At 50.8% G+C, this 18,731-nt stretch carries 16 protein-coding genes; 9 read left to right on the forward strand and 7 right to left on the reverse strand.

Annotated features, from left to right (window positions below; all coding sequences use genetic code 11):
• Window positions 1-108: 108 nt before the first annotated feature.
• A complete protein-coding gene (gene fabG, locus ACY0JR_RS06090) occupies window positions 109-855 on the reverse strand; it encodes a 3-oxoacyl-[acyl-carrier-protein] reductase (protein WP_462633055.1) in 747 nt (248 codons plus the stop codon).
• A 433-nt stretch (window positions 856-1,288) separates the two neighbouring features.
• On the reverse strand, window positions 1,289-2,020 hold the full coding sequence (locus ACY0JR_RS06095) for a tetratricopeptide repeat protein (protein ID WP_462633056.1): 732 nt from the start codon (window positions 2,018-2,020) through the stop codon (window positions 1,289-1,291).
• A gap of 216 nt (window positions 2,021-2,236) precedes the next feature.
• Here ACY0JR_RS06095 and ACY0JR_RS06100 point away from each other — a divergent pair, with 216 nt between their 5' ends.
• Window positions 2,237-2,827, forward strand: a complete 591-nt coding sequence (locus ACY0JR_RS06100; protein ID WP_462633057.1) for a SixA phosphatase family protein — start codon at window positions 2,237-2,239, stop codon at window positions 2,825-2,827.
• Window positions 2,828-2,997: 170 nt separating this feature from the next.
• Window positions 2,998-3,486, forward strand: coding sequence for a hypothetical protein (locus ACY0JR_RS06105; RefSeq protein ID WP_462633058.1), 489 nt, complete (start codon window positions 2,998-3,000; stop codon window positions 3,484-3,486).
• On the opposite strand, the gene ACY0JR_RS06110 is transcribed toward ACY0JR_RS06105, so the two are convergent.
• Window positions 3,483-3,704, reverse strand: a complete 222-nt coding sequence (locus tag ACY0JR_RS06110) for a hypothetical protein (RefSeq protein WP_462633059.1) — start codon at window positions 3,702-3,704, stop codon at window positions 3,483-3,485. The two genes, ACY0JR_RS06105 and ACY0JR_RS06110, sit on opposite strands and share 4 nt — an antisense overlap.
• Window positions 3,705-3,771: 67 nt before the next feature.
• Here ACY0JR_RS06110 and ACY0JR_RS06115 point away from each other — a divergent pair, with 67 nt between their 5' ends.
• The 4 genes from ACY0JR_RS06115 to ACY0JR_RS06130 all read left to right on the forward strand — a co-directional run bounded on the left by ACY0JR_RS06115 (window position 3,772) and on the right by ACY0JR_RS06130 (window position 9,179).
• Complete coding sequence (locus tag ACY0JR_RS06115) at window positions 3,772-6,156, forward strand: TonB-dependent receptor (protein WP_462633060.1); 2,385 nt, start codon at window positions 3,772-3,774, stop codon at window positions 6,154-6,156.
• A 335-nt stretch (window positions 6,157-6,491) separates the two neighbouring features.
• A complete protein-coding gene (locus ACY0JR_RS06120) occupies window positions 6,492-7,376 on the forward strand; it encodes a heme/hemin ABC transporter substrate-binding protein (RefSeq protein WP_462633061.1) in 885 nt (294 codons plus the stop codon).
• Window positions 7,360-8,394 (forward strand): FecCD family ABC transporter permease, encoded by a 1,035-nt coding sequence (locus tag ACY0JR_RS06125; protein ID WP_462633062.1) that lies wholly within the window; start codon window positions 7,360-7,362, stop codon window positions 8,392-8,394. The genes ACY0JR_RS06120 and ACY0JR_RS06125 overlap by 17 nt, the downstream gene beginning before the upstream one ends.
• The gene (locus tag ACY0JR_RS06130) at window positions 8,394-9,179 is read left to right on the forward strand and encodes a heme ABC transporter ATP-binding protein (RefSeq protein WP_462633063.1); all 786 of its coding nucleotides are present in this window, start codon (window positions 8,394-8,396) and stop codon (window positions 9,177-9,179) included. Before ACY0JR_RS06125 ends, ACY0JR_RS06130 begins: the two co-directional genes overlap by 1 nt.
• Before the next feature lie 75 nt (window positions 9,180-9,254).
• On the opposite strand, the gene ACY0JR_RS06135 is transcribed toward ACY0JR_RS06130, so the two are convergent.
• Complete coding sequence (locus ACY0JR_RS06135) at window positions 9,255-10,466, reverse strand: MFS transporter (protein WP_462633064.1); 1,212 nt, start codon at window positions 10,464-10,466, stop codon at window positions 9,255-9,257.
• A 132-nt stretch (window positions 10,467-10,598) separates the two neighbouring features.
• On the reverse strand, window positions 10,599-11,597 hold the full coding sequence (locus tag ACY0JR_RS06140) for a phosphotransferase enzyme family protein (RefSeq protein WP_462633065.1): 999 nt from the start codon (window positions 11,595-11,597) through the stop codon (window positions 10,599-10,601).
• Between the two features lie 132 nt (window positions 11,598-11,729).
• On the opposite strand from ACY0JR_RS06140, the gene ACY0JR_RS06145 reads away from it, so the two are divergent.
• Window positions 11,730-12,620 (forward strand): SDR family oxidoreductase, encoded by an 891-nt coding sequence (locus ACY0JR_RS06145; protein WP_462633066.1) that lies wholly within the window; start codon window positions 11,730-11,732, stop codon window positions 12,618-12,620.
• A gap of 355 nt (window positions 12,621-12,975) precedes the next feature.
• Here the strand turns inward: ACY0JR_RS06145 and ACY0JR_RS06150 are convergent, their stop codons facing one another.
• Window positions 12,976-13,860 carry a carbohydrate kinase family protein gene (locus ACY0JR_RS06150; RefSeq protein ID WP_462633067.1) on the reverse strand — a complete coding sequence of 295 codons (885 nt, stop codon included), beginning with the start codon at window positions 13,858-13,860 and terminating at the stop codon, window positions 12,976-12,978.
• Window positions 13,861-14,117: 257 nt separating this feature from the next.
• Here ACY0JR_RS06150 and lpdA point away from each other — a divergent pair, with 257 nt between their 5' ends.
• Window positions 14,118-15,512 (forward strand): dihydrolipoyl dehydrogenase, encoded by a 1,395-nt coding sequence (gene lpdA, locus ACY0JR_RS06155; RefSeq protein ID WP_462633068.1) that lies wholly within the window; start codon window positions 14,118-14,120, stop codon window positions 15,510-15,512.
• A 245-nt stretch (window positions 15,513-15,757) separates the two neighbouring features.
• On the forward strand, window positions 15,758-18,226 hold the full coding sequence (locus ACY0JR_RS06160) for a TonB-dependent receptor domain-containing protein (RefSeq protein ID WP_462633069.1): 2,469 nt from the start codon (window positions 15,758-15,760) through the stop codon (window positions 18,224-18,226).
• A 166-nt stretch (window positions 18,227-18,392) separates the two neighbouring features.
• Here the strand turns inward: ACY0JR_RS06160 and ACY0JR_RS06165 are convergent, their stop codons facing one another.
• A complete protein-coding gene (locus tag ACY0JR_RS06165; protein ID WP_462633070.1) occupies window positions 18,393-18,689 on the reverse strand; it encodes a YMGG-like glycine zipper-containing protein in 297 nt (98 codons plus the stop codon).
• Window positions 18,690-18,731 lie beyond the last annotated feature (42 nt).

Genomic DNA, 18,731 nt, shown 5'->3' on the forward strand with positions numbered 1-18,731 from the left:
GAAAAGTGCAACTATTAGAAATTGTTCCTATAGTAAAAGGAAAAGCCGATGTTAGGTCATCCCAACATCGGCTTTCTATAAAAAGGAATTCTTAAATCATAATTAAAATTAGGTCAGCATGCCGCCATCTACTTGCAGGATTTGCCCAGTCACGTAAGCAGAGAGGTCAGAGGCCAGGAATACGGCGGCGTTGGCTACATCTTCGGGAGAACCTCCGCGTTTCAGCGGGATGGCTTTGCGCCACTCGGCTACTACGGCGGCATCCAGTTCATCGGTCATATCGGTTTCAATGAAGCCTGGGGCGATGGCGTTGCTGCGGATGTTTCTAGAGCCTAACTCCAACGCTACTGATTTGGTGAACCCGATGATGCCCGCTTTGGAGGCGGCGTAGTTGGCTTGTCCGGCATTGCCTTTGATGCCCACCACACTGGTCATGTTGATGATGGACCCGCTCTTGGCGCGCATCATGTGTTTGGTAGCCGCCTTGGTCAGGTTGAAGACTGATTTCAGGTTGGTGTTGATGACCGCATCCCACTGGTCTTCAGACATGCGCATCAGCAAGCCGTCTTTGGTGATACCGGCGTTGTTCACCAGCACATCCAGTTTCCCGAAGTCCTTTACCACAGATTCCACCAATTGTTCGGCTTGGGCGAAGTCAGAAGCATCTGAACGGTAGCCTTTGGCATGAATGCCGTACTCGGCTAGTTCCTGCTCCAAGGCTTGGCCTTTCTCCACGCTGGAGAGATACGTGAAAGCCACGTTGGCACCCATTTCGGCATATTTCTTCGCGATGGCCCGACCAATGCCTTTGGAGGCGCCGGTTATTAAGGCAGTTTTTCCTTCCAGTAATTTCATAGTGCTTCTTTAAAGGGACCTCATCCGTTTGGAGACGCGCCCCGGTTCTCAGCACCAAATATACTAATTGCGGACGGTAGCCAAAGAAATAGCCTTGGGTTTTAAGTGAGAACTACGTTTACCGGGCAGTTTCAGGAAAATGGGCTATAAACAGATTTTGGTCCGGGACGCGATGCACGTGTGGCGTGGATTTATTTCCTGGCCAATAGATAAAGACGAATTATTGAATGTAGGGGCAATCCCTTGTGGTTGCCCTTTCTCATTCCAAACACTATTATCCAGAGAATGTACGGATATCCAGAGAATGTACGGACAGGTCGCGACCTGTCCTCCCACAATAGCAGAAAGCATTTATGGGCTAACAGAAAGGTCAACCACAAGGGATTGCCCCTACATCTTGCTATGCGTCTTGTGAAATTTCAATCAGGAAAACTTACTTACAGAAACGATTCAGCAGGTTGCTGGCTTCCTGGGAGCCTAGTTCGAAGGCTTTTTGCCAATCCTGGCAGGCGCTTTTGCGGTTTTTGAGGGTGTGTTTGAGAACGCCCCGGTTGTAGTAGGCTTGTACCATGGCGGGGTCAAGGGAGATGGCTTTGTCATAATCTCCCATGGCTGGGGTGTACTGCTTCTGGCGCATGCGCAAGTTGGCGCGGTTGAGGTACGCCACGGCGTAATCTTCCTGCAAGGCAATGGCCTGGGTGAAATCCTGCACGGCGCCTTTGGTGTCTTTGAGGCGCGCGCGGTTGAGGCCCCGGTTGTTATAGGCCTTGGCGTAATTGGGCTGGTAGGTAATGGCGTAATTATAATCCTCAATGGCCTGTTTGTACTGCCCCCGGTTTTGCTTGATGTCGCCCCTGAACTTGTAGGATTCAGCGTCTGTAGGTAACAGAAGAATAGCTTGCGAGAAATCGGCGTAGGCCCCGTTAAAGTCATCCATCTCGTACTTGGCTACGCCCCGCAGGCGGTACAAACTGCCGTCATTGGGTTTCTTGGCAATAGCGGCATCATATTCCCGAACGGCTCCAATAAAATCATCTTTGCTGGCTCGTTCCAGACCCTCGCGGTAGTGGGTTTTAGCGGTTTTGCAGCCGCTGGCCGCCAGCAGGAGCAGCAAGGAAAAGAGAGAAATGCGGGAGTAGGATATAGTTGAAAGGAGCACTTGCATAGGGAATATTTAACTCTGCTACATACTGATTTCAGGGAATATAGTTATACGTACATATATGGAACATCCGCTGTAAGCAGTTAAAACAAGAACGAGTAAGGGTGTGAAAATCATATAAACGTCTCAAGACATAGGGTTTGAGGGCTACTCAGGTTGAAATCTGAGATGTAAGGAATATTAGCGTAAAAAAGCTATCTTCCCTCTTCAATCTGATTTATGATGAAAGCAACCCTGAAATATTCACTGCTATTCACCTGTGTCCTGAGCATGTGTGTCCTGTTCAGCTGCGCGGCCCAGAAAGCAACCAAGGCCACCAGCAACAGCGCCAAGTCCGGTAAAGAAACAGTGGTCTATGTGGTTCGGCACGCCGAGAAAGCGGCCTCTGATGGTACCATGACCGCTGACCCAAATCTGTCAGAATCTGGTCAGAAACGGGCCGAGGTCCTGCGCGATAAATTGAAAAACGAGCCTATAACCGCACTTCTGGCCACCAACTACAAACGCACCCAGCAAACGCTTCAGCCCTTAGCCCAGGCCAAAGGCTTGACGGTGCAAACCTATAACCCCTCAGATTATCTGGGGTTAGCTAAAAACATAAAGGAAAATTACGCGGGTAAAACGGTGGTAGTGGCCGGACATTCCAACACGGTTCTTTTTGTCATAGAAGCCCTGGGAGGCAAAAAGCCGTTTACTGAAGTAGCCGACCACCAATATGATTACCTGTTCAAAGTAACGCTCCGCGATGGAAAAGAGACCCAGGTAGACGTGCAGCAGTACGGGGCACCTTCTGTGGCTCCGGCCAAGTAAAAGCATCCCTCAAAGAACACCATCGGCTTGCCGGCTGCTTTCAATTTCAGGAGTAGGAGGGCCAGTCATTGGAAGGTAAAAAGGAATGTGCGTTATTTACCTTCCGCAATGTCCCTCGTTTGTTTTCGCCCTTGAAACGCCTGCTTTCTCACGTACTGCTTACGCTTTTTATGTTCCACAGTGTGGGCAGCTCTCTCGTGTTTCTGGTAGTACAGGCCCAGGTACGCCGTGAAGTGAAAAAGCGCATCAAAGAAGGCCTTCCACCAGAGCAGTTGCAGGTGCTCACCTTCAGCCCAGCAGAGGCAAGTGCCTTAGACTGGAAGGAAGAAGGACATGAGTTCCGTTTCCAGGGCATGATGTACGATGTGGTGCGCGTGCAACTGGAGCAGAACAGGATCCTGTACCACTGCATTACCGATGTACAGGAAGAAGGATTGTTTGAAAGTCTGGACGAACTGGTGCAGGAATACATGACGCGCTCTTCCAAGCAAAAGGAGCTCAAGCGCCTCGCCAAGAATCTTTCCAAGGTCTATCAGGTAGTAAGAACCACCCATAGGCTTGAATTCAGTCAGGCCAGTCTACCTGCTGATTTTCACTATCAATTTTCCCTTTCCACCTTCTGGCAGGACATTCCTGTTCCGCCGCCCAAGTTAAGTTAAACTACATTTTGACTATTTACTGGCAAGCGGAATGCTTTGTCTTGGAAGGCTTTGAATTTTGGAGCCGTTCCTGAAAATGTATTGTTTGAATTCAACCACATCACCTCCGGGAAAGACTGTTTCTGAACAGACTGTTTCTGAACAGTTGGAATGCTATAGTCTGTTTTGCGCCGCCTTTTAGAAAACTGGCTCAAAACGGCAGGGCAGGTTGTGTCCATAGCCTGATCACTGCTTTTCTACTTAGTGCAAGAAGACTTTCCCGGGCTTTACTCTTTTAAACATCTTATGAAGAAATATATACCATTGCTGTGTGCCCTGTTGCTCTCTTTGACGGCGGCGGCGCAGAACAGCCAAGTACGCGGGCGTGTGTTTGACGCCTACAGCAAAACGCCTCTGGTAGGGGCCACCGTCTTGGTTTCGGCCACGCAGGGAGCTACTACCGATGCCAAAGGCGAGTTTACCTTTGATTGCCCAGGTGCCACGCCTTTGACCGTGAAGTTTGTAGGTTATGAGACCTTCAACGGTTTGCTGAAAACCTGTGACCAGTTTCTGCAAATAGGGCTTACGCCGTCTAACACCAACCTGAACGAAGTGGAAGTGAGCGCTGCGGCCTCAGAAACCAACATCGTGCTGCGCCAGCCGCAATCTATTGGCTTGCTCTCGCGCCGGGAGTTAACCCGCAGTGAAGGCATTTTCCTGGAAAGCTCGTTGAACCTGATACCGGGCGTGCGCATGGAGAAACGCACCATGAACGGCGGACAGCGCATCTTGATCAGAGGCTACGGTTTGCCTGCGGCGAACGGAAACCAGCTCAACTTCAACGGCGCAGGCTACAAAGCCTACCTCAACGGAATTCCGGTGACAGATGCCGAAGGCGTGACGGTATTGGATGACGTGGATTTCTCCACGCTGGGCAAGGTAGAGGTGATCAAAGGGCCTGCGTCCAGCTTGTACGGCACGGGCATTGGCGGCGTGGTGAAGATGTTCACGCTACGGCCAGAGGCGCAGACTACCCGTTTGATACAAGAAGGCGTGATAGGCAGCTACGGCTTGTGGAGCACCAATACCAGGTTAGAAAGTGCCAACGAACGCGCTTCTATTTTGGTGAACTACGGCCATCAGAACTATGACAGCTACCGCGTGCACACCAACTCCAAGAAAGACTTCGCCACATTTGTAGGCGATTTCCGGACGTCAGAGAAGCAATCTTTCACCGCTTATGCCGCCTACAATAACTCCTTCAACGCCATGGCCGGCCAGCTGGACAGCGCCTCTTTCTTCAACAAAGAAAACGAAGGCGAGGAAGCCTACATCCGGAACAACGGCCGCGTGAGCTATGAAAGCTTTAGAAGCGGTTTGAGCCACACCTACGCGTTTACAGATTTCCTGAGCAACACGTCTAGCGCGTACTTCAGCAATTACACGCAAGAGCAAGCTTCGGCGGCCGGATTGAACAGCAACATGGCCTACAACTTAGGTGGCCGTACCGAGTTCAACTTCAACTTCGGCAACGTGCTGCAGGGCTTAACCGGAACCGTGGGTGGCGAATACCAGAAAACCAACTCGTTCCGCAAAACCAATCAGTTGCCAGCCACTTCGCCTCCTGGCACCTTAGGCGGCATCTCAGCAGATTTAGAGGTTACTGCCATGCAATATTCGGCTTTCACGGAGTGGAACCTGCAATTGCCGCTAGACTTTACCTTGATTGCGGGTTTGAGTGCTAATCGTGTAGAATACGGCATCACTGATAAACTAACCAATACTGCCAATGCTTCTCATGCTGACCAGTCAGGCTACAAGAAGTTTGATGTGGTAGTGACTCCTAGAGTGGCTTTGCAGAAACTGATTACATCCAACGTAACGGTGTATGCCTCCATAAGCCAAGGCTATTCGCCGCCCGCGGCTACTTCTGTTGTGGTTCCGCAGGCGGGACGGGTGCTCACCGACCTGAAACCCGAGAAAGGCACACAGTATGAAATAGGCAGCAAAGGCAGTCTGCTAGACAAAAGGCTGTCGTACCAAGTGGCGCTCTTTAACCTGAAGGTGCAAGACAAAATCATGACGCAGGCCTACGCAGATCCGCAGAGTGGTTCAGTTCTCTACACCATCAGCGCCAACGGCGGCGACCAAACCAATAAAGGTCTGGAAGTGGCCTTGAACTACAGCCTGATTCAGAACGATGAAGGGTTGGTGACCCTGGTGAAGCCGTTTGTAAACTATACTTACTCAGATTTCACCTATGACAACTTCAAGAGGGAGAGTATTGTTCGCGTGAACAACGTGAACACCAGAGTAGTATCAGATTACTCGGGCCAAGCCGTGATTGGCGTGCCTAAGCAAAATTTCAACGCGGGGGTGGATGTGGAGCTAAAGCCTGGTTTTTACCTGTACACCACCTTCCAGCACATAGATGACATGCCCATTACCTATGATGCCAAGCACCGCGCCCCCAGCTACAACCTGCTCAACGCGAAACTGGGCTGGCGCAAAAACTTGGGCAACCATATCTCTCTGGATATATTTGCGGGCGGCAACAACCTAACCGGCGACCTCTACTACAACATGGTGTTCCTGGATGCCTATTCTACTTCAGCTAACCCTAACATTTACCTGCCTGCGGCCTATAAAGCCACGTATTTTGGTGGGGTGAATTTTGGGTACAAGTTTTAAAGCTGATTCTCTTTGGGAAAGAGAACATAGTTTATCTGTTTTTGGCCTCGTTTCCAGAAATGAGGTCAAAAACAGAAACCTGTGAGGTTTTGAAAACCTCACAGGTTTAAAATCCAATCTTCTTTTGTGTCATCCTGAAAGGATCTTGTGGGCAAGCTGTAAAAGCGGTTACAAAGCGAATGATTATGGTTAAATAGAAATAGAAGGTTTTGGATGATTTCATAGCCACCGCCTGCCTAGTTCGCCCACAAGATCCTTTCAGGATGACAAAGAGAAGAGAAAAGGAGAGTAAAACCTAACAATCAACACCTCATCACCAAACAGTAAAAAACCAAATGAAAAAATACTTTATTCTAGCGTGCGCCAGCTTGGCTTTGCTGTCCTGCGAGCGCTTCCGCAACAAAGACCAGAAACAAGAGAATGCTGAGCGTATTGTAAGCGTTTCTAAACAGCACACCGAAATCATGTTTGCGCTGGGTGCTACCCAGAATCTGGTGGCGGTGGATGTCTCCAGCACCTATCCTGAAGCCGCAAAGAAACTACCCACCGTGGGCTATCACCGTGCGTTGAGTTTAGAAGGATTGGTAGCAGTCAAGCCCTCCATGATCATTCATGACGGCCCCGCCAGCATTGGACCTGAGCACGTGGTGCGGCAGTTGGAGCAGTTGAAAATCCCTATGAAGCAGTTCTCCGTGAACGGCACTACCATTGACAGCACCAAACTGCTTTTCCAGGAAATGGGCAAATACTTCCATAGGGAAATGCAAGCAGATTCATTGGCGCAGAAGTTAGATGCTGACATGAAGCAGGCGCTGGACAATGCGAAGAGCTACACCCAAAAACCTAAAGTGCTCATCATCCATTACGGGCAGGCGAACAACGTGTATCTGGTCATGACGGGTAAAAGCACTGCTGCCAAGATGGTAGATTGGGCGGGTGGCACCATGGCTGTAGAAGGCGACCGTGGCATGAAACAGCTCTCCGCTGAGGTAGTGGCCAAATCTGACCCAGACGTAATCCTGCTCACTGATTTTGGCTATGACAAGCTAGGCTCAAAACAAAAGATAAGTGAACTGCCAGGTGTATCAGCGACTAAGGCGTTTAAGAATGGCCAGATTTATAGGGTAGAGGAGCATGACATGGTGTACCTGGGGCCAAGAACCGGACAGAACGTGCTGGCGTTGCAGAAACTGATTCACCAGAATGGGCAGGTTCAATAAAAAATACCGCCGCCTGTACCCCGTGCTGTTGGTGGTGCTGGCGGTGGTTACCTTACTTTCCATCCGGTTTGGGGCAGTATCTATTTCTTTGCATGAGATGAATTCAGCGTTAAGCCAAGCCTTTTCCCAGCCCGAGAACCTGACTCTTAACGAGCGCATTTTTCTGGAGATTCGTCTGCCCAGAGCGCTGCTGACAGTAATAGTTGGGGCCACGTTAGCAGTGGGCGGCGTGCTCATGCAGTCACTGTTCCGGAACCCAATTGTGGAGCCTGGGTTGGTGGGTACTTCTAGCGGAGCGGCGTTTGGCGCGGCCTTGTACTTTGTGCTGGGGGCAGTGTTTAACTTCGGGACGGGTGAGTGGACGTTGCCCTTGGCTGCTTGCGCGGGCGGTATTTTGGCTACGGGTTTGGTTTTCGATTTGGCGCAGAGTAAAGAGACGGGCAAGAGTTCTATTGTAGGCTTGCTGCTCACCGGTATCGCCATTAATGCCTTGTTCCTGAGCGGCGTGGGCTTTCTGTCTTACATTGCCCGTGACCCGCAGGCGCGTTCCATTACTTTCTGGACTTTGGGCACATTGTCGGGGGCTAACTGGCACTCAGTGGGGATTGTGGGGGCGGTGTCTTTAGTCTGTCTGCTGGTGTCCTTGCGCTATACCAAACACCTGAACGCGCTCATGATTGGCGAGGAAGAGGCGCAGTACATGGGCATCAACCTGAAACGCCTTAAGTTCACCATTCTGCTCATCAACGTGGTCATGGTGGCGGTGGCTACTTCGTTCACGGGCGTCATTAGTTTCATTGGCTTGATTGTACCGCACCTGCTGCGGCTGCTGCAAGGTTCAGATAACCGTTTTCTGGTGATTGGGAGTGCGTTGATGGGCGGCATTCTGCTGAGTCTAGCAGATTTGGTGGCGCGTCTGTTGTTGGCTCCCGCCGAACTGCCTATTGGAATTGTGACTTCGGCAGTAGGCGTGCCTGTCTTTTTGTTGTTGTTACGAAAGAAAAACGTGTACTTCTAATGCTACAGGCGCAACATATCACCTATAAAATTGGCGGCAAAACCTTACTGCAAGACGTTTCCACCACCTTTGAGCCAGGCAAACTCAGCCTCATCATCGGCCCAAACGGGGCAGGGAAATCTACCTTGGTGAAGGTCTTGAGCAAGCAACTGAAACCTGCCCAGGGTGAGGTGCTTTTTGAAGGTAAGAATCTCACGGCGTATTCAGATTTGGAGCTAGGTCAGCGGCGGTCGGTATTGTCGCAGAACGTGGATCTGGCGTTTCCGCTGAATGTTTGGGAAGTGGTCATGATGGGCCGCTACCCGCATTTCTCCATCAAACCCACCGCCAAAGATGAACAAGCCTGCGAGGAAGCCATGCGCTTTTTTGATGTCTGGGACATGGCCGAACGCAACTACCTGACCTTGAGCGGTGGCGAGAAACAACGCGTGCAGTTTGCTCGGGTGATGACGCAGATATGGTACCCCGTGCCCGGTCAGAACCGCTACCTCATCATGGACGAGCCGCTTTCGTTTCTGGATGTACATTACCAGTTTCAGTTCATGCACCAAGTGCAGGAATTACTGCAAAAACAGCCAGATTTAGTGGTGGTAGGCGTGGTACATGACTTGAACCTGGCGGCCAAGTTCGCCGATAAAATCGTGTTAATTCATGGGGGTAAGATTCTTTCCCAAGGCAGTAAATGGGACGTATTAACCGCTGCTCATGTAGAGACGACGTATAGGCTTACTCCTGTAGTGATGGCCGAGAAAGAGAAGGATAGGCTTTATCTGTTCTTTGAATAAAACGCTTTTGTAACTTCTTGTCCTTCCCGTTTGGGCCTGATTTCTGGAAAACAGGCCCAAACGGGAAGGACATTTTTATGTGGTTTGCGCAACTCCTGACTTTGACCGCATGAACAACAAATGCAGCATCAAGGCTAACGTGGAAAATACCAATCCTACCACTACCACACCGTTCCACTTCCAGAGGTGCCAGGCATGGCTGGCGATGAACGTACCAGAGGCCCCGCCCACAAAGTAGGTGACCATGTACACCGTGTTTAGCCGGTTTCGGGCTTCCGGGAGGATGGAGAAGATAAAGGTTTGGTTAGAAATATGTGTGGCTTGTACGCCTAAGTCCAGCAGAATCACACCAATGACCAGACCAATGATACTGCTTCCTGAGACGCCGAACACCAGGTAAGAAACCACAATGAGCGCAATGGTGAAGGTGGTAACGGTAAAGGAGTTGCCCTTATCGGTGAGTCGGCCCATGTACCCGGCGCCCAGGGCACCGGCGGCCCCCACCAAGCCAAACAAACCGGCTGCGTCGCTGCCCAGTCTAAACGGAGGTTCTTCCAGCAGAAACACCAGGGTTGTCCAGAAAGCCCCGAAAGTGGCGTAGGAAAAGGCTCCCCGCAAGGATACTAGCCGCAGCATGGGGTATTCTTTAATAAGATGCACCAGCGACTTCATCAGCTTTTTATAATTGCCTTTGAAGTCTGGGTGTACTTCGGGAAGTAGGAAATAGAGGATCACCCATAGCACCAGCATCATGCCGGCGGCAATGAAAAACATGGCTCGCCAGCCTAATTGAGCGCCTACAAATCCGCTTACGGTTCTGGAGAGTAAAATCCCAATCAGCAGACCACTCATCACAAATCCCACGGTTCGGCCCCGTTCCTCGGGCTTGGCCAGGTGCGCCGCCATAGGTACCAAGAGCTGCGGCACCACCGAGGTAGCTCCAATCAGAAAGCTGGCCACCATCAAGGAGAAGATGTTGGGAGCCAGTCCGGCCAGAAGCAAGGAAATGATGATAGCGGCAAAGTCTACCATAATCAGCCGTTTGCGGCGAAGCATATCGCCCAACGGAATAATGAAGAGCATGCCCACCGCGTAGCCAATCTGGGTGAGCATGGCCAAACTACCCGCCGAGGCCTCGGAGACTTGAAAGGTGGTGGCAATTCTTCCCAACAAAGGTTGGTTGTAATACAGGTTGGCTACTACCATACCGGTAGCAATGGTCATCACCCAGAGGTGCAGTTTGGTGAATTCGGGGGGAGCGGGGGAGGAAGTGGTAGTTGTTGTCATAGAATCAAGGCCGTCCTTGCCGGTATTTCCAACAGGTTATTTCTGGTGCGGCCAATTAAAGTGCGAGTATACGGTACTTCTTTCCGTTTGTCTACACTTTTACGTTCACTTTTCCCAGGGAAGCCCCGCTGGCTATTCCTTTTCCCAATACTTTTGGGTGAGTTGCCTGATTAACTGCACGCGGGCCTGCAACCTGGGGTTCTGCAACAGCGGCAGGAAATGGTCATGCGAGGCATAAAAGCCGAGGTAAAACACCCAGAAGCCTAGCCCTAAGTACGGAATGGCAGCTAGCTCTTCCTCCGAAAGCGGACGAACCTCACGATAAGCGGCTACAAAAGTAGAAAAAGCTCCATCAGCGGTTTCCTGGCTCATTTTCCCATAGTGCACGTCCAAACACAGGTGTTGCCAGAAGGTCATGACATCATTCACCAGCCAGCCATATCCCAGAAAGTCGAAGTCAAAGAGCGTGAGTTTCTCGTCGCCGTCAAAGTGGAAGTTCTTCGGGAAGAAATCATAATGGCAGTACCCTGAAGAAAAATTAGCCGGGTTGAATTGGGCTAGCCGGGCTTCGGCTTGTTGGGCTGCTTCCTGTAACCAGCGGTAGTCTTCCGGGTCATCAGCAAAGAAGTCTTTTATCTGTTCAAGGGGTTTGGTAAGCGTAGTGGCCATATTAAACGTCCAGCGTGGGTCGCTGAGGGTGATTGACGAAGAAACGTCATGGAACCTGGCCATTTGTTGGCCCAGGAGCCGCAACTGTTTCTCATTAAGAATGGGTACAACCTGGCCCGGCGCATAGGTGAACACTACGGCCTGGCGGTCACCTTCGGCGGCGGGTAATGTCTGAATCGTTTTTCCCTGTTTATCAGAAATGGGGTAAGAAACTGATACTCCGGCTTTCTGTAAGGCCAGCAGCAATTCCGTCTCGGCTTTCACCTGCGCGTAATTTCTATGCGAGGCCCGATACACCCGCAGAATATAGCGGACGTTTTGCGCTGCAATCAGATACGTGTCACCCACGCCTCTGGTCAGGAATTGGCATTGCGCCGGGCCTAACCCGTACTGCTCTGTCACAAAAGAGCCAAGCGCGTGGGCGCTCAACGTAGAATAAGTGGTAGGGAAGATGTGGGCCATGATAGGGCAATGATAGAAAATAAAGCTTGAACTGTTGCCGACGCATTGGGAAATGGGGTTTTAAAGACAATTGAGGCTCAACCCTTTGCTTTCCCTCTCGTTCTAAATTGAAGGAAAAATAAATTTGAAACGATGAGCCAGGAACAAAACCAGCAGCAAGACCCTACTGAGAAATTTGATAAACCGCCCTTCAAGGAATCTACGCAAAGTGAGCCAGGCGAAGAATCAGAAATGAGAATTAAACCCGACCATGGCGAGGAATCCTACAAAGGGTCGGGGAAACTGGCGGGCCGTAAAGCCATCATTACTGGCGGCGACTCGGGCATTGGCAAAGCCGTCGCCATTGCGTTCGCCCGTGAGGGTGCCGATGTGCTCATTTCTTATTTGAATGAGGAGGAAGACGCCCAAGACACCGCCAAGTGGATTGAGCAAGCTGGCCGCAAAGCTGTGCTGATGCCCGGTGACATCAGCGACGAAACGCATTGCAAAGCCATCGTGCAGCGGGCCGTAGACGAGTTCGGGCAGATTGATATTCTGGTGAACAACGCCGCGTTCCAGATGGCGCGCGAGTCTTTGCAGGACATTCCCAGTGAGGAGTTTGACAAGACGTTCAAAACCAACATCTACGCCATGTTCTATCTGTGCAAAGCCGCCGAGCCGCACATGAAGCCGGGCAGCACCATTGTGAACACCACCTCGGTGAACGCCTACAAACCATCGCCCATGCTGCTGGCGTACGCGGCCACTAAGGGTGCCATCCAGAACTTCACTGCCAACCTGGGCCAGATTCTCGCCGACAAAGGCATACACGCGAACTGCGTAGCCCCAGGTCCTATCTGGACCCCGCTTATCCCGGCCACCATGCCAGAAGAGGCCGTGAAAACCTTCGGGAAAGATACCCCGCTCAAACGCCCTGGTCAGCCGGTGGAGTTAGCGCCTATCTACGTGTTGCTTGCATCTGAAGACTCCAGCTACATGACGGGTTCCACCGTGCAGGTAACCGGTGGTACGCCTACCATTTAGGGCTGATTTTACAAAACACCTTAAAAAGTGCTCTTTCAGCTGTAGGCTGAAGGAGCGCTTTTTTGGTTTATGGCAGGTTTGGGAGAAAAATCCACAAAATGGTATGCTTTTCTATGGCGCGGAAGTTACTTCCGTGACTTATATTCTGTAGTCACGGAAGTAACTTCCGCGCCATAGAAAATATCTCCTTTGAAACCTTCTTCAATCTTTGTCATCTTGGAAAGATCTTGTGAGTGAACTAGTCAGGCTCTTGTTAAACGCTATTACCGTACGCCCACAAGATCCTTTCAGGATGACAAAAAAGAATAGGGAGTAAGTAAATCTCAAAGCTCTCAAGGTTTTATGTCAGCCAATGTTACTCAATTCCCAGGATTCCCTTGATTTCATCTGAATACGTGGGAATAGGTCCGCGTTGGGAGGCTACGTAGCCGCCCAGTTTATTGGCTTTGACCGCTGCATTGACAGCTGTTTCCCCGTTCAGATACTGGAACACAAAGGCCGCGCTGAAGGCATCTCCGGCACCAATAGTGTCTACCACCGTTACGGGTTGGGAGGGCGAGAAAGACAATTTCTCCTGTTCATACACGTAGCAACCTTTTTCGCCTAAGGTGACAATGATGACCTGAATTTCATACTCCTTGGCGGTTCTTTGGGCAAAGGGTTCCGGTTCCAGTTCCTGCCCGTACAGCATGGTGGAAAGCACCTTTACTTCATCGTCGTTTAACTTCAGGATGGTGCAGAGCGGGAGGGATTCCCTGATAATTTCCTCAGAATAGGAGTCTTTGCGCAGATTCACATCATAAAAGACGTGGGGGAAGCTTTGCAGTTCCAGAATCTGCCGCAGAGTTTCCCGGCTTTGTTGATTTCGTTGTGCCAGCGTCCCGAAGTACAGCACGTCATAGGTAACCGCCCACACATCTTCGGGGTTTTCCGGGAGTTGGATATAATCATAGGCTACTTCCGGCAGAATGGTGTAGTCGGGTTGGCCGTGCTCTAATACAACCTGCACGGTGCCGGTGGGGTGGTCGTGGTCAATTTGAATCAAGGTGGTCTGTACGCCCAGGGCTTCTATCTGCTCCAGCGCCTGTTCGCCCAGGTCGTCTTTGCCTACTGAGGAGAAAATATAAGATTCGGCTCCGCATTGGGCGGCATGCGCGGCGAAGTTCAGGGGAGCACCTCCCAAGTAAGATTCGCCCTCAATGAGGTCAAACAGGATTTCGCCGAAGGATAATATCTTCATGGGAGTAAGTTTACGTACAACCAAAACCAGTAGCTTATAGGCTGACTTTCCGCTAAGATAGAATTGTTTCGCAGCACGAAGAAGCCTCTTTAACTAACGGGCAAAAAATAGAAAAGCTGCCTTAAAGGCGTATGGCCTGTCTGTCTTTTTAGGCTTGTTTTTCTAAAAACGGGAGCAAAACGGCTTCTCCTTTATAAACTTGGCAAAAGCCCGATTATGATGTAGCTTTGCCAATACATAACCTTACATCCAGACACATGGCATCAAAATATGATTTGATAGTGGTGGGAAGCGGCCCCGGTGGTTACGTAGCCGCCATCCGCGCATCACAATTAGGTATGAAAGTGGGCGTGGTAGAGAAAGCTGAGTTGGGCGGAATCTGCCTGAACTGGGGCTGTATCCCTACCAAAGCCTTGCTGAAAAGCGCCCAGGTATTTGAGTACATCCAGCATGCCAAAGATTACGGCATTAACGTAGGCGAAGCCAGTGCTGATTTTGGAGCGGTAGTAGCCCGCAGCCGGGGCGTGGCCCAGGGCATGAGCAAAGGCATCCAGTTCCTGTTCCGCAAAAACAAGATTGACCATATCGCCGGTTACGGCAAACTGAAAGGCCAGGGCCAGGTAGAAGTGACTTCAGAAGACGGCAAAGCCGAAACCTACGAAGCCGCCCACATCATTCTGGCCACGGGTGCCCGCTCGCGCGAGCTGCCTAACTTGCCCATTGACGGCAAGAAAATCATTGGCTACCGCCAGGCCATGGTGTTGGAAAACCAACCCAAGAAATTGGTAGTGGTAGGTTCCGGGGCCATAGGCATTGAGTTCGCCTATTTCTACAACGCCATGGGTACCGAGGTAACCGTGGTGGAGTTCCTGCCTAACATTGTACCGGTAGAGGACGAGGAAATCTCCAAGCAACTGGAAAAATCCTTCAAGAAAGCCGGTATCAACGTCATGACCAGCTCAGAAGTGCAGAGCGTGGACACCAGCGGCGAAGGTTGCGTGGTGAAAATCAAGACGGCCAAAGGCGAAGAAACTATTGAAGCCGACGTGGTACTTTCTGCCGTGGGTATCCAAACCAACCTGGAGAACCTGGGACTGGAGGAACTGGGCGTAGGTGTAGAGCGTGGCCGTGTCTTGACCGATGATTTTTACCGCACCAATGTACCAGGCGTGTACGCCATCGGTGACATCGTGAAAGGTCCTGCTTTGGCACACGTGGCTTCCGCTGAAGGAATCATCTGCGTAGAGGCCATTGCCGGACACAACCCAGAGCCGCTGGATTACAAAAACATCCCGGGCTGTACGTATTGCTACCCAGAAATCGCGTCTGTGGGTTACACCGAGAAAGAATGCCGTGAACTAGGCCGCGAAATCAAAGTTGGTAAGTTTCCGTTCTCGGCTTCTGGTAAAGCCAGCGCCGGCGGAAACAAAGATGGTTTTGTGAAGGTGATCTTTGACGCCAAGTACGGTGAGTTCCTGGGAGCCCACATGATTGGTGCCAATGTAACCGAGATGATCGCCGAGATTGTGGTGGCCCGTAAACTGGAAACCACCGGTCATGAGATCATCAAAGCCGTACACCCGCACCCTACCATGTCTGAAGCCGTGATGGAAGCTGCCGCCGCCGCGTACGGCGAGGTAATTCACTTATAAGAACGTCTAACGTATCATTTTGCAAAGGCCCGGGCTCTGCTCGGGCCTTTTTATTTTAGGGCCGTTTGGCGAAAATCAGCTTAAAACAGAATCGGTTTTCAGATGTTGTTAAAAAGAATGTAGTGCGGTTAAACCTTTCTTCCTGAAAAGACTCTAATAGGTTCTGTTTTTCTGACCCAGGCATCAATTGTGGTCAGCGTTACTAAAAATAACTATTTCAATACGCGTACCCTTACCTCTTCTGCATGAAACATCTTCTTTCGTTCTTTCTCATTCTCTGTTGTACTTCGCTCCTCGGCACTACGGCCTTTGGTCAGGGTAAAATAACCGGAAAACTGCAAGATGCCACTACCAAACAACCAGTGGGTTACGCTACGGCTGCGCTGCTTGCTGGGCCAGATTCTGCTATTGTGGCTAGTGCCTTGGTAGACGGTGATGGTTCCTTTGTGGTGGCCCCGGTGGGGGCAGGGCGCTATCATCTGAAGATTTCCTTTGTGGGCTACGCCACCCGCGTCATGCCCAATATTCAGGTTACCGCTGCAGCGCCTAACGTGAATTTGGGAGTGATCGCGTTACGGTCTTCCAGCACCTTATTGAAGGCGGTGGAGGTAGTAGGGCAGCGAGCGCAAGTAGAGTATGGACTGGATAGAAGAGTCTACAACGTAGGCCAGGATTTGTCTACGGTGGGCGGCACGGCGGTAGATGTGATGCAGAACGTGCCCTCGGTAACCGTGGACCAGGAAGGAACCGTGAGCATGCGCGGTACGTCCAATATTACTATTTTGATTGACGGCAAACCATCCGCATTGAGCGGACTGGGATTGGATCAGATTCCGGCCAGTACCATTGAGCGCGTAGAAGTCATCACCAACCCTTCGTCTAAATACGACCCCAGCGGTACGGGTGGCGTTTTGAACATCATTCTGAAAAAAGAGAAGCAAAGAGGGCTGAACGGCGTGGCTTCGGCGAATGCCGGAATAGGAAACCGCTACAATACTTCGCTTAATCTCAACTATCGCTTCGGGAAGCTGAACCTGTTTGCCAACTATGATTTCCGGCAGGATAACCGGAAGGGAAGGGGCAACCAATTCAGGAGCAACTATTTTCAGACCGAAACGGGCGCAGATACCACTTCGTTTCAGGAGCAGAATTCGGAAAACTCCAATGAACGGGGGAACCATAACGTGCGTTTCGGAGCTGATTACCAGTTAACGGACAATCAAAGTATTACGGGTTCCATGCTGTACCGCTACGGGTACCGCCAGAACGAGGGCTTCAATAACTACCGCTTCCTGACCGAGAATCGGGATCTGAACAGCTCCTCCGTCAGAACCACCACCGGTGACGAGACCAGCCGCCTTTTTGAGTATACGCTGGGGTACCGTAAAACCTTCGCCAAGCCCGGCCAGGAATTAACCGCTGATGCGGTGTTCAACATGGAAGAAGAAAGCGGACAAGACGATTTCCGGCAACTGTATTATGATGCGCAGGGCAGCACTTTGACAAACCAAACGTTGCGGCAACAGAATGAAGGCTTGGAAAAGGAACGGGAATTCTCGTTGCAGGTAGATTATGTGCACCCATTTGCGGAGAAAGGCAAATGGGAGGCTGGTTACCGCAGCACCTTTGAGCGCAGCGATGAAGACGTGCAAGCGGCAGATTACGACAATGAAACCGGACGTTTTGTAAACAGCATTGGCCGCACCAACCATTTTGTGTATGATGAGTGGGTGCACGCCGTGTATGGCAACTATGGAAATGCACTCAATAATTTCAGTTACCAGTTGGGTGCCCGTTTAGAGCAAACCAACATTGTCACCAACCAGATTACCCAGGCGCAGCGGAACAAGCAGAACTACCTCAACCTATTTCCCAGTCTGTTTCTGACCTATGAGTTTTCTGAGGAACAGAAAATCCAGACCAGCTACAGCCGCCGCATTGACCGTCCCTGGACCGGGCAACTGAACCCGTTCCGGGATATCTCTGACCCCTTGAACATCCGTCAGGGAAATCCTTATTTGCGGCCCGAGTTCATTGATTCGTATGAAGTGAATTATCTGCATTTCTGGAAAGAGACCACTGCCACCGTGGGTGTGTTCTACCGCAGAATGACCGATGTGGTGCAAACCATCAGAGACCCGTTCCTGAATGAGTTGGGGCAAACGGCTACGCTGTCTACTTTTGAGAACATTGCCTCGGGTGAATCTTACGGATTGGAGTTAACCGGAACAGCGAACGTAGCCCGTTGGTGGCGACTTAACGCCAATGTCTCTGGGTTCAACTATAAGATTAATGCAGCCGAGCAGGGGCTTCCTACCAACAGCCGCCTTAGCTGGACTAGCCGCTTGAATTCGAACTTTACGCTGCCGTTCAAAACGGAAGTACAACTCTCCGCGAACTACCGTTCTCCAACGGTTACCTTGCAGGGCGAGCGTTCTTCGTTCTTCACCACCAGCCTGAGTGCCCGCAAAGAAATTCTGGGTGGCAGAGGCAACATCATTGTACGGGTGCAGGACTTGTTTAATACCATGCGGTTCAACTCGTACACCTTCATTGAAAACCAATTGGAAGAGAATAGCCGTTACAAGCCGCAGAGCCAACTGGTGTTTGTGGGTTTTAGCTTCCGTTTCGGAAATACAGCCCAGAAACGGGAACGCGACGAAAAAGAAAACGACTTACCCGCTGGACCAGAGCGCGAAGGCGGACAGTATTAATTCTCTTTCTTTCGGCAGTAGCCGTTTAAAGTGCCTTTTTAGGAAATCGGAATAAAAACTTACTACAGCTGTTTCATTCCGGTTAGGTCAAACAAAACTGCTTTTAAGCGAAAAAAGGCGGCTTCTCTCTCAAGAAGCCGCCTTTTTTGCTTAAAAATAAAGGGCACTAGTTGTTATTTTTCTTGGCGTACTGTTCGTAGCGCTTCGGGTCTTTCTTCTTGTCTTTTTTCCGGCCAATGGCCCCTCCGGCTACCGTACCAGCGGCGGCACCAATCACGGCTCCTTTTTTACCGCCTATGATCGCACCTGTGGCAGCGCCTCCGGCTCCGCCAATCACGGCTCCTTTGGCTTTCTTACTCCAGCCTTTTTTCTTTACTTCCTGCGCTTGAGCTTCGTGTGTCACGCTGCCACCTAAAACAAACACCGAGCACAGCATGACCAAAGATATTTTCAGATTTTTCATGATCTTCTTTTGGTTGATGTTTTGTATTAAACGCTGCGGAAT

The sequence above is a fragment of the Rufibacter sp. JT3400010 genome (assembly GCF_054956755.1).

Bases quoted from the DNA above. Each gene is read 5' to 3' on its own strand.
- ACY0JR_RS06140 (WP_462633065.1), bottom strand. From the start codon at position 11,597: ATGGCCCACATCTTCCCTACCACTTATTCTACGTTGAGCGCCCACGCG.
- ACY0JR_RS06130 (WP_462633063.1), top strand. From the start codon at position 8,394: ATGCTACAGGCGCAACATATCACCTATAAAATTGGCGGCAAAACCTTA.
- ACY0JR_RS06160 (WP_462633069.1), top strand. From the start codon at position 15,758: ATGAAACATCTTCTTTCGTTCTTTCTCATTCTCTGTTGTACTTCGCTC.
- fabG (WP_462633055.1), bottom strand. From the start codon at position 855: ATGAAATTACTGGAAGGAAAAACTGCCTTAATAACCGGCGCCTCCAAA.
- ACY0JR_RS06105 (WP_462633058.1), top strand. From the start codon at position 2,998: ATGTTCCACAGTGTGGGCAGCTCTCTCGTGTTTCTGGTAGTACAGGCC.
- ACY0JR_RS06150 (WP_462633067.1), bottom strand. From the start codon at position 13,860: ATGAAGATATTATCCTTCGGCGAAATCCTGTTTGACCTCATTGAGGGC.
- ACY0JR_RS06115 (WP_462633060.1), top strand. From the start codon at position 3,772: ATGAAGAAATATATACCATTGCTGTGTGCCCTGTTGCTCTCTTTGACG.
- ACY0JR_RS06145 (WP_462633066.1), top strand. From the start codon at position 11,730: ATGAGCCAGGAACAAAACCAGCAGCAAGACCCTACTGAGAAATTTGAT.
- ACY0JR_RS06135 (WP_462633064.1), bottom strand. From the start codon at position 10,466: ATGACAACAACTACCACTTCCTCCCCCGCTCCCCCCGAATTCACCAAA.
- lpdA (WP_462633068.1), top strand. From the start codon at position 14,118: ATGGCATCAAAATATGATTTGATAGTGGTGGGAAGCGGCCCCGGTGGT.
- ACY0JR_RS06165 (WP_462633070.1), bottom strand. From the start codon at position 18,689: ATGAAAAATCTGAAAATATCTTTGGTCATGCTGTGCTCGGTGTTTGTT.
- ACY0JR_RS06120 (WP_462633061.1), top strand. From the start codon at position 6,492: ATGAAAAAATACTTTATTCTAGCGTGCGCCAGCTTGGCTTTGCTGTCC.
- ACY0JR_RS06110 (WP_462633059.1), bottom strand. From the start codon at position 3,704: ATGGACACAACCTGCCCTGCCGTTTTGAGCCAGTTTTCTAAAAGGCGG.
- ACY0JR_RS06095 (WP_462633056.1), bottom strand. From the start codon at position 2,020: ATGCAAGTGCTCCTTTCAACTATATCCTACTCCCGCATTTCTCTCTTT.
- ACY0JR_RS06125 (WP_462633062.1), top strand. From the start codon at position 7,360: ATGGGCAGGTTCAATAAAAAATACCGCCGCCTGTACCCCGTGCTGTTG.
- ACY0JR_RS06100 (WP_462633057.1), top strand. From the start codon at position 2,237: ATGATGAAAGCAACCCTGAAATATTCACTGCTATTCACCTGTGTCCTG.